The sequence below is a fragment of the Streptomyces rubradiris genome, assembly GCF_016860525.1.
Classification (GTDB): Bacteria; Actinomycetota; Actinomycetes; order Streptomycetales; family Streptomycetaceae; genus Streptomyces; species Streptomyces rubradiris.
On the sequence record NZ_BNEA01000001.1, the window covers coordinates 820,169 to 834,062 of the forward strand.

Here is a 13,894-nt window from a genome sequence, read left to right on the forward strand (position 1 = left end):
ACTGTCGTACGTCTGTACGCGCCTCGATCCACCGGTGTACGGTCTCGGGCCGATGGGCTTTGGGAGCGCTCCCATCGTGCTGTTCCCGCTTCACACGAGGAGGAACGCTTTGAAACGCATTGTGGCCCTGCTGGCGACCTGCGCCACGGCCGTGGGCCTGACGACACTGCTCAGCCCCCAGCCTGCGGCGGCCGCCGCAGGCTGCAAGGTCGACTACACCGTCACCAGCCAGTGGCAGGGCGGCTTCCAGGCCGGAGTGAAGATCACCAACCTGGGCGACCCGGTCACCGGATGGACGCTGAAGTTCGCCCTGCCCGACTCCGGCCAGAAGCTCGTCCAGGGCTGGAACGCCACCTGGTCGCAGTCCGGTTCCACGGTCAGCGCCGCCGGCATCGACTGGAACCGCACCCTGGCCACCGGCGCGTCGACCGACCTCGGCTTCGTCGGCTCCTTCACCGGCTCCAACCCCAAGCCCTCGGCGTTCACGCTCAACGGCGTCGCCTGCACCGGCTCCGTGGTGGACCCGCCGCCGGACCCCGACCCCAACCCCGACCCGGGCACCGGCACGCCCGTGGGCGTCAACGGACAGCTGCACGTCTGCGGCGTCAACCTGTGCAACCAGTACAACCGCCCCATCCAGCTGCGGGGCATGAGCACGCACGGCATCCAGTGGTTCAGCAAGTGCTACAACAACGCGTCCCTGGACGCGCTGGCGAAGGACTGGAAGTCGGACCTGCTGCGCATCGCCATGTACGTGCAGGAGAACGGCTACGAGACCGACCCGGCGGGCTTCACCAGCCGGGTGAACAGCCTCGTCGACATGGCCGAGGCCCGGGGCATGTACGCCCTGATCGACTTCCACACCCTCACGCCGGGCGACCCCAACTACAACCTGGACCGCGCCAAGACGTTCTTCGCGTCCGTCGCCGCCCGCAACGCCGCCAAGAAGAACGTGATCTACGAGATCGCCAACGAGCCCAACGGCGTGAGCTGGACGGCCATCAAGAGCTACGCCGAGCAGGTCATCCCGGTGATCCGGGCCGCCGACCCGGACGCCGTGATCATCGTCGGCACCCGGGGCTGGTCCTCGCTGGGCGTCTCGGACGGCTCCAATGAGACCGAGGTCGTCAACAACCCGGTCAACGCCACCAACATCATGTACGCCTTCCACTTCTACGCCGCGAGCCACAAGGACAACTACCGCGCCACGGTGAGCCGGGCGGCCTCGAAGCTGCCGCTGTTCGTCACCGAGTTCGGCACGGTGAGCGCCACCGGCGGCGGGGCGATGGACCGCACCAGCACCACGGCCTGGCTGGACCTGCTCGACCAGCTGAAGATCAGCTACGCGAACTGGACCTACTCCGATGCCAACGAGAGCAGCGCGGCGTTCAAGCCCGGCACCTGCGACGGCACCGATTACAGCAGCAGCGGTGTGCTGAGCGAGTCCGGGGCACTGCTCAAGAGCCGCATCAGCACCGCCGACTCCTTCCCCACCAGCTGACCCCGACGGGGCTCCGGCGGGACCGGAGCCCCGCACCGGCGATTGGGAGCGCTCCCAATCATCACGGCCCGGACCCGTCTCACGGCGGGTCCGTCTCCGTCACCACGCCGAGCAGTTGGAAGGGCGACTCCTTGTCCCACTGGGAGACGCCGAGGGCGACCCAGCGGTCCGGCTCCGGGGTCCGCCACAGCAGGACGTCCGGGACGTGACCGCTGAGCCCGGCCCAGGGTTCGGCGATCTCCTCGCCCGCCATGGTCCGCTCGAACACGCTGTACAGGCTGAGGTGTTGCGGACCCCCCCACCGTTCGCCCAGCCGCTCGGCGAGCCCGTCCCGGTCGGCCTCGTACTGCGCCTCCGTCTCCTCCCGTTCGCTGCCGTCGCCCTCCCAGAACCCCTCGCTGGTCCGTAAGGCGGCTATGTGGTAGCCGGGCCCGCTCTCGCCGTGCTCCGTCCTGCCGGGCACCGCCGGGAACTCCCGGGCGCACAGCAGCTCGATGAGGGTCAGGCTCTCCGCGATGTCCATGCGGTCCAGTAAAGCGGGCACCACTGACAACTGGTCCTCCGTCAGGCGTCCCTGCGCCGCACCCGCCAGGCGCCCGCCGCGAGGGCCGCCGCCGTCCACAGCGCGGTCACCCCGATCCCGCTCCACGGCCCGAGGGCACCGTCCCAGCTGCTGTGCAGGGCCACCTGACCGGCCCGGTCGGGGAGGAAGTCGGCGATCGAGCCGGACAGGTCGCCGATGACGAAGGACACGATCAGCAGGAACGGGATCAGCACGGAGAGGGTGGCGACTCCGCTGCGCAGCACGGCCGCCAGCCCGGCGGCGAACAGGGCCATCAGCGTCAGGTGCACACCACAGCCGACCGCGCCGCGCACACCCTCGGCCCAGCCGGGCGCGGACGCGCCGAGGACCGCCCGGCCCACCAGGAGCGTGACGAGCCCGGTGAGCAGCCCGACGGCCAGCGTCGGCAGGGCGATCGCCGTCACCTTCGCCGCGAACCAGCGCCCCCGGTCGGGCACCGCCGCCAGCGTCAGCCGCAGCGCGCCGCCCCGGAACTCCGAGGAGACGGCCGTCGTACCGAAGCCGATCGCGGCGATCTGCCCGAAGCTGACGCCGAAGAACACCGAGAACAGCGGGTCGGAGTCGTCGGCGTCGGCCGCGGCGAGCGCCGAGAACGCGGCGGTGGCGACGAGCATCGCGGCGAGGGCGCCCAGGTGGGAGCGCAGGGTACGGATCTTGATCCACTCGGCGTGGAGGACGGGGACGAACGGCATGGTCAGGCCTCCTGGCGCGGTGCGCTGAACTCGGTCTCGGACGCGGTCAGATCGAGGTAGGCCTCCTCCAGGGTGGCCTCCTGGGCGGCGAGTTCCAGCACGGGGACGCCCGCCTCGGACATCAGCCGGCCGAGGTCGTCCACGCTCGCGTGCCGCACGGCCCAGGCCCCGTCCTCCTCGCGGGAGGCGTCGTGACCGTGCCGGGCGAGGAGATCGGCCAGGGCGGCGGGATCGGTGGTGCGGATGCGGACGTGGGGCCGCACGCGCGCGTGGATGAAGTCCCTCACCGGTGTGTCGGCGAGGAGCCGGCCCCGGCCCAGGATCAGCAGGTGGTCGGCGAACGCGGCGGTCTCGCCCATGAGATGACTGGAGACCAGGACCGTGCGGCCCTCGTCCGCGAGCCGGCGCAACAGGGTGCGGATCCACACGATGCCCTCGGGATCGAGGCCGTTGGCGGGTTCGTCGAGCAGGACGACCTCGGGCTCTCCGAGCAGGGCGGCGGCGATGCCGAGCCGCTGGCGCATGCCGAGCGAGTACGTCCGCACCCGCCGCCGGGCCACGGCGGCGAGGCCGGTCTCCTCCAGCACGGTGTCGACCCGGCGGGCGGGTATCCGGTTGCTCGCGGCGAGGGCCAGCAGATGGCCGCGGGCGGTGCGCGAGCCGTGCGCGGCCCGGGCGTCGAGGAGGGCGCCCACCCGGCGCAGCGGCTCACGGAGCCGGGCGTAGGTGTCGCCGCCGATGGTGGCGGTGCCGGCGGTGGGCCGGTCGAGGCCGAGAAGGAGACGGAAGGTCGTGGACTTCCCGGCGCCGTTGGGGCCGAGGAAGCCGGTGACCCGGCCGGGGCGGACGCTGAAGGTGAGGCCGTCCACGGCCCGTCGGCCGCCGTACTCCTTGGTGAGGTCGCGAACGTCGATGCTGGTCATGGCACCAGCCTGGCGGGGCCGGGCGGCCGGGGCCTCCCCCGTCGGCGGGGACCGTCTCCCCCGTGCGGGGGAGGCCCGTTGTCAGTGCCGGCTGCGACGATGAGGTCATGCCCCGCCTTCTCCGCCCGTTGCTGCGCGCGACGACGTACACGCGCCTGCTGCACCTGTGGGTGCCGATGCTGGTGGTCAGCGTCTGGCTCTTCATCGACCCGTCGGCCCCGTGGATGCCCGCCCTGTTCCTCGTGCCGCTCGGTCTGGTGCCCGCCGTGCGGCGGGGGGAGGGGGTGCAGGCGCGGCTGATGCTCACGCCCGGCGAGCCGGACCCCGGCATCTCCGAGGCGCCGGCGGCGACCTGGCGGGACCGGTTGCGTACGGTGCTGTGGCTGGAGCTGCGGATGGGGCTCGGCGCCGTGGCCATGTTCGCGTCCGTGTGGCTGCCCGTCATCGCGTACGAACTGGCGCGGTGCGCGTGGGGCGCGCCGACGACCGGGATGCCGCTGCTGGAACGGCTGCCCTCGCACCGCGCGTGGGCCCTGCTGACGCCGCTGCCGCTGCTCGTCTTCTACGGTGCGGTCGTCGGACTCGGCGAGCTGATCACGGCCGCCGCGCGCCGGCTGCTCGGGCCGTCGGCGGCCGAGCGGCTGGCCGCGCTGGAGCAGCGCACCGAGCAGCTGCTGGAACGCACCCGGATCGCGCGGGAGTTGCACGACTCGATCGGGCACGCCCTGACGCTGGCGGTGGTGCAGGCGGGTGCCGCGCGCGCGGCCGGTGATCCGGAGTTCACCGACCGGGCGCTGACCGCCATCGAGGACACCGGCCGGGCCGCGCTGGAGGACCTGGAGCGGGTCCTGGGCGTGCTGCGGGAGGCCGAACGGCCGCTGAGCGCACGGCCCACGCTGGCGGACGCCGGCCGGCTGCTGGAGTCGGCGCGGGCCTCGGGCGCGAAGGTCGACGCCGAGGTGACGGGTCCGGTGGAGGCCGTGCCGGGACCGGTGTCCCGGGAGGGGTACCGCATCCTCCAGGAGGCCCTCACCAACGCGCTGCGGCACGCGGGTCCGGTGCCGGTGCGGGTCCGGGTCGCGGTCACCGGCGGCACGCTCGCCCTGGAGGTGCGCAATCCGCTGCCGGGCGCGATACCCGGCCCCGGGCGGGGCAGCGGTCTGCGCGGCATACGGGAGCGGGCCGCGCTGCTCGGCGGCTCCGCCGTCACCGGCCCCCAGGAGGGCGACTGGCGGGTGCGGGCGGAACTGCCGCTGGGGTGATCTAGGCTGGCCGGATGCCGGTCACCGTCCTGCTCGTCGACGACGAACCCCTGGTCCGCACGGGTCTGCGGGCCGTGCTGGAGGCGCAGCCCGACATCGAGGTGGTGGGCGAAGCGGCCGACGGCGCGGCCGTCATCCCGCTGGTGCGCCAAGTGCGGCCCGACGTGGTCGCGATGGACGTCCGGATGCCGCTGATGGACGGCATCGAGGCGACGCGCGCGGTGCTGCGCACGGTGCCCGATCCGCCGAAGATCCTGGTCGTGACCACCTTCGAGGACGACGAGTTCGTGTACGAGGCGCTGCGCGCGGGTGCCGACGGGTTCCTGCTGAAGCGGGCCCGGCCGGCCGAGATCGTGCACGCGGTGCGGCTGGTCGCGGCGGGCGACTCCCTGCTGTTCCCGGCCTCCGTACGGCGGCTCGCCGCCCGGTACGGCGACGGCGGACGGCCAGCGCGGGCCGCGCTGGAGCGGGCCCGGCTGACCGAGCGGGAGGCGGAGGTGCTGCGGCAGATGGCACGCGGGCTGTCGAACGCGGAGATCGCCGCCCGGCTGGTGGTGAGCGCGGAGACGGTGAAGTCGCATGTGAGCGCCGTCCTGGCCAAGCTCGGCGCGCGCGACCGCACGCAGGCGGTGATCGCGGCCTACGAGTCGGGGTTCGTGGAGCCGGGCTGAGCGGGCCGCGACCGCGCGCGGAACCCGGCACTCGCCGGGGTGCCCCCGGCCGAGTACGATCCGGCCAACACGCCCGCGAGCTGGGAGGACGGACGGTGGGGCAGCTGACCGGCGGCGATCCCTCGCTGCTGCGAAGGATCAATTCCGCGGTGGTGCTGCACGCGCTGCGCACCACGGACTGCGCGACGCTCACCGAGATCACCCGGGTCACCGGACTGTCCCGGCCGACCGTCGAGGGCGTCGTGGAGGGGCTCATCGAGGCCGGTCTCGTGGTGGAGACGGCGGCCGACGAGGGGGGCACGCGCCGGCAGGGGCGGCCCGCGCGGCGGTTCCGGTTCCGGGCCGAGGCGGGGCATCTGCTGGGCCTGGAGATCGGGCCGCACCGGGTCGCCGCGCTGCTGTCCGACCTGGACGGCCGGGTGCTGGGCGCGCAGGCCAAGGAGGTCGGCGCGGGCGCCCCGGCGGACGAGCGGCTCGACCGGCTGCGCGGCGCGGTCGCCGAGCTGCTGCGCCGGGCCGGGGTCGCGCGCGGTTCGCTGCGCGCGGTGGGCGTGGGCACGCCGGGCATCGTGGAGGCGGACGGCACGGTACGGCTGGGCACGGCGCTGCCCGGGTGGACGGGGCTGCGGCTCGGGGAGCGGCTCGGCCGGTCCTTCCGCTGCCCGGTGCTGGTGGAGAACGACGCCAACGCGGCGGTGCTCGCGGAGCACTGGAAGGGCGCGGCGATCGAAACGGACGACGTGGTGTTCGTGCTGGCCGGGCTGAGCCCCGGGGCCGGTTCGCTGATCGGCGGGCGGCTGCACCGGGGCTACGGCGGGGCGGCCGGGGAGATCGGCGCGCTGCATCTGCTGGGCCGGGAGGCGACGCCGGAGGCGCTGCTGTCCACCACCGACGAGCCGCTGCACCCGCTGGACGAGCAGGCGGTCGCCGAGGTGTTCGCGCTGGCGCGCGGCGGTGATCTGCGGGCGCGGGCGGCCGTGGAGCGGTTCATCCAGCGGCTGGTGCACGACGTGGCCGCGCTGGTGCTGGCGCTGGATCCGGAGCTGGTCGTGATCGGCGGCTGGGCGGCCGGCCTGGACGGCGTCCTGGAGCCGCTGCGCCGCGAACTGGCCCGCTACTGCCTGCGTCCGCCCCGGGTGGCCCTGTCGGTCCTGGGCGAGGCGGCGGTGGCCACGGGGGCGCTGCGGCTCGCGATGGACCACGTGGAGGAGAAGCTGTTCACCGTGGACGGCACGGTGACGCGACGCTGAGCCCGGCCGCCGGGGCGGAGGCCGAGCGTGGGCACGAAGCGGGTACGGGGCGCTGGGCCCGGACGCGGCGTGGGCACGAGGCGCTGAGCCCGGACATGGCATGGGCACAGGCCGCCGAACTCGGCCGCATAGTGGGCACGAGGCGCTGAGCCCGGACGCGAGGTGAGCGCGCGAGGCGCTGAGCCCGGACGCGAGGTGAGCGCGAGGCGCTGAGCCCGGACGTGGCATGGGCACGGGCCGCCGAACTCGGCCGCATAGTGGGCACGAGGCGCTGAGCCCGGACGCGAGGTGAGCGCGCGAGGCGCTGAGCCCGGACGCGAGGTGAGCGCGAGGCGCTGAGCCCGGACGTGGCATGGGCACGGGCCGCCGAACTCGGCCGCATAGTGGGCACGAGGCGCTGAGCCCGGACTCGGGAACGCGTACCGCCCCGGCACTGTCCCCGCCGCGCCCGGCCACGTGGAAAGCGCGGGCCGGGTGCCTCGCGGTGTCCTGGCCGGACCCGGCGTGCCGCAAACGCGGGCCGGGATGACTTGGCGGCGGTGTCCAGGCCGGACCCGGCCGCACAGTGCGTACGGGTCGGGCCACCGTCCGGGCCACGGAGGTCTTGGACGCCGGGCCGCACGGCGATCGCGGCCCCGCACCGGAGAACTCCCCGGCCGGGGCTCAGGAGGCCCGTTGCCGCGGGTCGTGGTGTATCTCCACGCCCGCCGAGTCGCCGAAGGTGAGCCGGCAGGTGTCGGCGCGGTAGGTCGCCACCGACAGGACCGCGGTGCTGCCCTGGGCGAGGAAGCGGGTGGTGACGACGAGCACCGGGGAGCCGGGGAGCCGGTCCAGGGCCCTGGCGTCGTCCGCGCGCGCGGAGCCCAGCTCGACCGCGCGGTCCTCCCCCTCCAGCGGCAGGTGCTGGAGCTCCCGCAGCACCGCACGCGCGCGTGCCGCGCCGGACGGGGCGTCGATCGCGGTCAGGCCGGGTACCGAGGCCGCCGGGATGTAGAGCAGTTCGGTGGCGACCTGCTGGCCGTGGGACATCCGGGAGCGGCGCACGGTGTGCACGGCTTCGTCCGCGCCGGTCCCCAGCGCGGCGGCGACCGCGGCGGGCGGCACCGCCTGGGCGCTGTCGACGGGCTGCCAGGCGTCTCCGGCGGCGCCGGGCCAGATGTGCTGCCGCGTGCCGACGGCCACGCCCACGCGCGGGGGCGCGACGGTCGTGCCGACCCCGCGCCTGCGCTGGAGCCGGCCCTCCAGTTCCAGCTGTTCGAGGGCCTGGCGGAGCGTCGCGCGGGCCACGCCGAAGCGGGCGGCCAGATCACGCTCGTTGGGCAGGATCTCGCCGACCGAGAACTCGGAGTCGAGTGCCTCGCTGAGCACGGTCTTGAGATGCCAGTACTTCGGTTCCGGTACCGATTCCAGCTGCGTCGTCCCCACCCTGTCCTCCGCGAGAGCCGTGGTCCGGCGGTTTTTGGCGCCCTTGTTTATTAAAGGTTGTTGCACTTCTCTGCGACCATAGGGCGGCGCTCACCCTTGGTCAAGACCAATCCTCGGCCGCCCCGCCGGTATCCGGACCACCGGCAGCGAAGCGTTCACGAGGCGTTCGCGCGCATCCGTGTGTGTGACATCGCGGCAAAGCTCCCGTCGTACGGCGGGGATGACCGGGGTACGGCGAAGCCCCCGCCGGGACGACGGGGGCTCGCGGGCCGGGGCGGTGGCTCAGCGGGCGGTGAGGTGCCGGAGCTTGTCCGGGTTGCGGATGATGTAGACGGACGTGATGCGGCCGTCGGCGATGTCCACCTGGAACAGGCTGTCGGGCTTGCCGTCGGCCAGGATCAGCAGGGCGGGGCCGCCGTTGGTCTCCAGGACGCGGTAGGTCCGCTCGGCCGGGGCGTTGCGCGCGGCGCCGACGAGGAAGCGGCCGACCTTGTCGGCGGTGTGCAGGACGCGCACCGGCGCCTTGGCCTTGCCGCCGCTGTCGCCGACCAGCCGGACGTCCGGGGCGAGCAGGGACATCAGCCCCTCCAGGTCGCCCTCGCCGGCGGCGGCGAGGAAACGCTCGGTCAGTTCCCGGCGCCGGGTGGGTTCGACGTCGTAGCGGGGGCGTCGTTCGGCCACGTGCCGGCGGGCCCGCCCGGCGAGCTGCCGTACCGCCTGCTCGGTCCGCTCCAGCAGCGTGGCGATCTCGGCGTACGGGTAGCCGAACGCCTCCCTGAGCACGAACACCGCCCGTTCCAGCGGGGACAGCGACTCAAGGACGACCAGGACGGCGAGGGAGACGGTGTCGGCGAGCACGGCGCGGTCGGCGGAGTCGGGGGCGGTGTCGGCGAACTCGGTCAGGTACGGCTCCGGCAGCCAGGGGCCGACGTAGGCCTCGGCGCGCCGCTGGGCCTGGCGCAGCCGGTCGATGGCCAGCCGGGTGGTGACGCGCACCAGGTAGGCGCCCGGTTCGCGGACCTCGTCGCGGTCGGCGTGGTACCAGCGCAGCCATGCCTCCTGGACCACGTCCTCGGCGTCGGCGACGCGGCCGAGCATGCGGTAGGCGACGCCCATGAGCAGGGGCCGGTGTTCTTCGAAGACATCGGTGGCGGGCTGTGTGGTCACCGGTCCATCCCATCGTCACCCGCCCGCCGGTGTCCACCTGGTATCGGAGTCGGTGTCCGCGCGGGGCTACCCGCCGGTAGGCGATTGCTGACAAGCTGTCTACGGCGTCCGTCGGCAGCACAGACGAGGAGCACCCCATGTCCGCCACCGTCTCCTTCCAGGTCCCCGCCCCCCACGGCCCGGGCGAGGTGACCATGTCCTACGCGCGCGTGGGCCGCGGGGAACCGCTGGTCCTGCTGCACGGCATCGGCCACCACCGGCAGGCCTGGGACCCGGTCGTGGACATCCTGGCCACCGAGCGCGAGGTGATCGCCGTGGACCTGCCGGGCTTCGGCGCGTCCCCGGCCCTGCCGCAGGGGCTGGCCTACGACCTGCCCACCACCGGCGCCGTGCTCGGCGCCCTGTTCGAGGCGCTGGACCTGGACCGCCCGCACGTCGCCGGCAACTCGCTGGGCGGCCTGCTCGCCCTCGAACTGGGCCGGGAGAAGCTCGTACGGTCCGTCACGGCCCTGTCCCCCGCCGGCTTCTGGTCACAGGCCGAGCGGCGGTACGCCTTCACGGTGCTGCTCGGCATGCGCGGCATCGCCCGCCGGCTACCGCCGCCGGTGGTGGCGGGGCTGTCCCGCACGGCGGCCGGCCGCACCGCGCTGACCAGCACCATCTACGCCCGCCCGGCACGCCGTTCGCCGGAGGCGGTGGTCGCCGAGACGCGCGCGCTCGCGACGGCCACCGGTTTCACGGCGACCCTGCGGGCGGGCGCCACGGTCCGGTTCACCGACGCCGTGCCGGGCCTGCCGGTCACGGTGGCCTGGGGGGCCCGGGACCGGCTCCTGGTGCCCCGCCAGGGCGTCCGCGCCAAGCGGATCGTCCCGCACGCCCGGCTGGTCCGGCTGCCCGGCTGCGGTCACGTCCCGATGAACGACGACCCGGCGCTGGTGGCGCGGGTGATCCTGGACGGCAGCCGCTGACGCAGCCTGCGGACCGGGGCGGCGCGGCCGGGCGGCGAGTCCGGCCGTCCGCTGTCGCGCGCCGCTCAGACGGTCCTGCCCGCGACGGGAGTTCACCTCCGGTTCGCGTGCGCGCCGCGCCGCCCCAGTAGGTGTGGCTGCGCACACTGGCCGGATCCCGTCCCTGGAGGCGCAGCCATGTCCCATCGTCCACTCCCGGGCCGCCGCAGCGTACTGCGCGGCTCGCTCGCCGCGTCGGCGGCCCTGACCCTGCCCGTCGGCCTCGGCGCGGCCCCGGCGTTCGCCCGTTCCGGCCGCCCCGAGGCGGGCTGGGGGGTGCAGACCGGGGACGTGACCGCGGACTCGGGCCTGGTGTGGGTGCGTGCGGACCGGCCCGCCCGGATGATCGTGGAGACCTCGGCCACCGAGTCGTTCCGCAACCCGCGCCGCTGGCGCGGCCCGCTGCTGGGCGCAGGCACGGACTTCACCGGCACCACCCGGCTGCACGGCCTGCCGTCCGGCGAGCAGATCCACTACCGCGTGCTGCTCGCCGACCCCGACGACTCGCGCCGCACCGGCGAGCCCGTCACCGGCACCTTCCGCACGGTCTCCCGGCGCCGCCGGGACGGCGTGCGCTTCCTGTGGTCGGGCGACCTGGCCGGCCAGGGCTGGGGCATCAACCCCGACCTCGGCGGCTACCGCATCTACGACGCCATGGCCCGGCTGGACCCCGACTTCTTCCTGTGCAGCGGCGACAACATATACGCCGACGGCCCGATCCCCGAGACCCAGGCACTGCCCGGCGGCGGCACCTGGCGCAACATCACCACCGAGGAGAAGGCCAAGGTCGCCGAGACCCTGGCCGAGTACCGGGGCAACTTCCGCTACAACCTGCTGGACGCCAACCTGCGCGCGTTCAACGCCCGGGTGCCCTCGGTCATCCAGTGGGACGACCACGAGGTGCGCAACAACTGGTACCCGGGCGAGGTGATCGCCACGACCGACACCCGGTACACCGAGAAGAGCGTCGACGTCCTCGCCGCGCGCGCCCAGCGGGCGTTCGGCGAGTACTTCCCCCTCCCCACGCTGCGGCCGGGCGCCAGGGAGGGCCGCGTCTACCGGGTGCTGCGCCAGGGCCCGCTGCTGGACCTGTTCGTGCTGGACATGCGCACCTACCGCAACGCCAACTCGCCGGACGACCAGACGACCGACCCGCAGGGCATCCTCGGCCGGGAGCAGCTGGAGTGGCTCAAGCGGGAGCTGGCCCGCTCCCGGGCGGTGTGGAAGGTGATCGCCGCCGACATGCCGATCGGTCTCGTCGTACCGGACGCGACGGAGGGCCGGCCGAACTTCGAGGCGGTGGCCCAGGGCGACCCCGGCGCGCCGCTCGGGCGCGAGCTGCAGATCGCCGAGCTGCTGTGGTTCGTCAAGCACCGGCGGATCACCGGCACGCTGTGGCTGACGGCGGACGTGCACCACACCTCGGCCCAGCACTACCAGCCGTCCCGGGCCGCGTTCACCGACTTCGAGCCGTTCTGGGAGTTCGTCTCCGGGCCGCTGAACGCCGGCGCGTTCCCGGCCAGCCCGCTGGACGGCACGTTCGGCCCGGAGCGGGTGTTCGTGAAGGCGCCGGCCGCGTCCAACGTCTCCCCGGCCGGCGGCTACCAGTTCTTCGGCGAGGTGGACATCGACGGGGACAGCGGCGAGCTGACGGTACGGCTGCGGGAGCAGGACGGCGGCGTGCTGTTCAGCCGGACGCTCCAGCCGGGCCGGGTCGGCCAGTAGGCGGGCCGGAGCGGGGAGGGTGACCGGTCGGCCGTAGAAAACGCAACAAATGGGGCGGAGCATGCTTTTACTCGTCGGACACAATCAGTTCGTGATCGCGCAACACCCCTCCTGCACAGTGGCCGCATGACTCCAGAGATGCCTGATGTGACCCGGGCCCGGCACGGACGGCCCGTGCACCACTGGCGGCGGGACGTCGTCGAACTCGCCGCGCTGTTCACGGCGGTGGCCATCGCGGACGCGGTGGCCAACCTGATCGGGCACGGGCCGGACGGACCGGCCCTGCTCGTGATCTCGGCGATGGTGCTGGCCGCGACGGCGGGCTTCCACGTGTGGTGGTCACGCCGCCACGGACACGCGCCGCCCCTGAGCGATACCGGTGCCCGGCCGGCCGCCGAGACGCGGCCGGCCGGGCCGTCCGGACAGCCCGGCGCCCCGGTGGCCGCTCCGGCCGGTCCCGGCACGCTGTGGCGGATGCGGACGACGGTGAAGGACGAACCGGGGTCCCTCGCCGCCCTGTGCACGGCGCTCGCCGGGCACCGGGTGGACATCCTCAGCCTCCAGACCCACCCGCTGGCCCACGGCACGGTGGACGAGTTCCTGCTGCGGGCACCGGGCACGCTGACGGCGGCCGGCCTCACCCGGGCGGTCGCGCTGGCCGGGGGCACGTCCACGTGGATCGAGCGGGCCGACGCCCACGACCTGGTCGACGCGCCGACCCGGGTGCTGGGCCTGGCCGCCCGTACCGCGCTGGACGCCTCCGAACTGCCGCTGGCACTGCGGCAGTTGCTGGGCCGGTGCACGATCCGGTCGCTGCCCGCCACGCCGGCCGGCGATGGCCGGGGCCCGCTGCCGGTGCCCGCCGAGGGGGTGCTGGAGGACACCGTGATGCGGCTGCCGGCACCCGAGGGCGGGGTGCTCACCGTGGAGCGGCCGTATCTGCCGTTCACCCCGACGGAGTTCGCGCGCGCCCGGGCGCTGGTGGAGCTGGACGGCCGGCTCGGGCCGCGGATCCCCCGCGGGCAGGATGTGCTGACGCTGCCCGAGGGCGACGACATCACGGTGCGCCGGGTCGACACCGGGGACCTGGCAGCGGCCAGGGCGATGCACGACCGGTGCTCGGCGCGGACGCTGGGGCTGCGCTACCACGGCCCGGTCGGTGACGCGGACCGCTATCTGAACCATCTGCTCAGCCCCCGCTTCGGCCGCACGCTGGCCGCGCAGACCGCCTCCGGCCGGATCGTCGGCCTCGGGCATCTGCTGTGGGACGGCGACGAGACCGAGGTCGCGCTGCTGGTCGAGGACGAGTGGCAGCGGCGGGGCGTCGGCGGCGAACTGCTCGGCCGGCTGGTCGGGATGGCGGCGGAGGCCGGGTGCGCGAGCGTGTACGCCGTGACCAAGGCGTCCAACACCGGCATGATCGCCGCGATGCGCGCCCTCGGCCTGCCCCTGGACTACCAGATCGAGGAGGGCACCCTGGTCATCACGGCCCGCCTGGACGCCCCCGGGCACTCCTCGGCCTCCCCGCTCGACCCCACCGCACACCGCCGCCACACCGACCCGGTCCACCGGGACTGACGGCCGCCGCACCGCCGAGGCAGGCCCCGCGCGATCATCCCCGCGGGGCCTGCCCACCCTCGACGCACCGCCTCCCGCGACGCCTTCGCCCCCCTGCCGTCCGCGCGGAG

General features: G+C 74.3%; 12 protein-coding genes. 7 read left to right on the forward strand and 5 right to left on the reverse strand.

Annotated elements, in window-relative coordinates; genetic code table 11:
* Window positions 1-109: 109 nt before the first annotated feature.
* Window positions 110-1,501 (forward strand): cellulase family glycosylhydrolase, encoded by a 1,392-nt coding sequence (locus tag Srubr_RS03850; RefSeq protein ID WP_189999913.1) that lies wholly within the window; start codon window positions 110-112, stop codon window positions 1,499-1,501.
* Window positions 1,502-1,580: 79 nt separating this feature from the next.
* Here Srubr_RS03850 and Srubr_RS03855 read toward each other — a convergent pair whose 3' ends face one another.
* From Srubr_RS03855 to Srubr_RS03865, 3 genes are read right to left on the reverse strand one after another with little or no spacing between them, the layout of a single operon-like run.
* Window positions 1,581-2,024, reverse strand: a complete 444-nt coding sequence (locus Srubr_RS03855) for a hypothetical protein (protein ID WP_189999914.1) — start codon at window positions 2,022-2,024, stop codon at window positions 1,581-1,583.
* 41 nt (window positions 2,025-2,065) lie between these two features.
* Window positions 2,066-2,776: an ABC transporter permease subunit gene (locus Srubr_RS03860; RefSeq protein WP_189999915.1), complete on the reverse strand. Its 711-nt coding sequence runs from the start codon at window positions 2,774-2,776 to the stop codon at window positions 2,066-2,068.
* A 2-nt stretch (window positions 2,777-2,778) separates the two neighbouring features.
* Window positions 2,779-3,699 (reverse strand): ATP-binding cassette domain-containing protein, encoded by a 921-nt coding sequence (locus Srubr_RS03865; protein ID WP_189999916.1) that lies wholly within the window; start codon window positions 3,697-3,699, stop codon window positions 2,779-2,781.
* A 107-nt stretch (window positions 3,700-3,806) separates the two neighbouring features.
* Here Srubr_RS03865 and Srubr_RS03870 point away from each other — a divergent pair, with 107 nt between their 5' ends.
* The 3 genes from Srubr_RS03870 (at window position 3,807) to Srubr_RS03880 (ending at window position 6,882) form a co-directional block, all read left to right on the forward strand.
* Window positions 3,807-4,961: a sensor histidine kinase gene (locus Srubr_RS03870; RefSeq protein WP_189999917.1), complete on the forward strand. Its 1,155-nt coding sequence runs from the start codon at window positions 3,807-3,809 to the stop codon at window positions 4,959-4,961.
* A 14-nt stretch (window positions 4,962-4,975) separates the two neighbouring features.
* On the forward strand, window positions 4,976-5,632 hold the full coding sequence (locus Srubr_RS03875) for a response regulator transcription factor (RefSeq protein WP_189999918.1): 657 nt from the start codon (window positions 4,976-4,978) through the stop codon (window positions 5,630-5,632).
* 95 nt (window positions 5,633-5,727) lie between these two features.
* Window positions 5,728-6,882: an ROK family transcriptional regulator gene (locus Srubr_RS03880; protein ID WP_189999919.1), complete on the forward strand. Its 1,155-nt coding sequence runs from the start codon at window positions 5,728-5,730 to the stop codon at window positions 6,880-6,882.
* A 663-nt stretch (window positions 6,883-7,545) separates the two neighbouring features.
* Here the strand turns inward: Srubr_RS03880 and Srubr_RS03885 are convergent.
* Together Srubr_RS03885 and Srubr_RS03890 are read right to left on the reverse strand one after the other, a co-directional pair.
* The gene (locus Srubr_RS03885) at window positions 7,546-8,307 is read right to left on the reverse strand and encodes a GntR family transcriptional regulator (RefSeq protein ID WP_189998497.1); all 762 of its coding nucleotides are present in this window, start codon (window positions 8,305-8,307) and stop codon (window positions 7,546-7,548) included.
* A gap of 282 nt (window positions 8,308-8,589) precedes the next feature.
* Window positions 8,590-9,474 (reverse strand): RNA polymerase sigma-70 factor, encoded by an 885-nt coding sequence (locus Srubr_RS03890; RefSeq protein WP_189998499.1) that lies wholly within the window; start codon window positions 9,472-9,474, stop codon window positions 8,590-8,592.
* Between the two features lie 137 nt (window positions 9,475-9,611).
* Between Srubr_RS03890 and Srubr_RS03895 the strand changes: the two genes are divergently transcribed.
* The 3 genes from Srubr_RS03895 (at window position 9,612) to Srubr_RS03905 (ending at window position 13,784) form a co-directional block, all read left to right on the forward strand.
* Window positions 9,612-10,442 carry an alpha/beta fold hydrolase gene (locus tag Srubr_RS03895; protein WP_189998500.1) on the forward strand — a complete coding sequence of 277 codons (831 nt, stop codon included), beginning with the start codon at window positions 9,612-9,614 and terminating at the stop codon, window positions 10,440-10,442.
* Window positions 10,443-10,619: 177 nt separating this feature from the next.
* Window positions 10,620-12,206 (forward strand): alkaline phosphatase D family protein, encoded by a 1,587-nt coding sequence (locus Srubr_RS03900; RefSeq protein WP_189998502.1) that lies wholly within the window; start codon window positions 10,620-10,622, stop codon window positions 12,204-12,206.
* A gap of 126 nt (window positions 12,207-12,332) precedes the next feature.
* Complete coding sequence (locus Srubr_RS03905; protein ID WP_229926937.1) at window positions 12,333-13,784, forward strand: GNAT family N-acetyltransferase; 1,452 nt, start codon at window positions 12,333-12,335, stop codon at window positions 13,782-13,784.
* Window positions 13,785-13,894 lie beyond the last annotated feature (110 nt).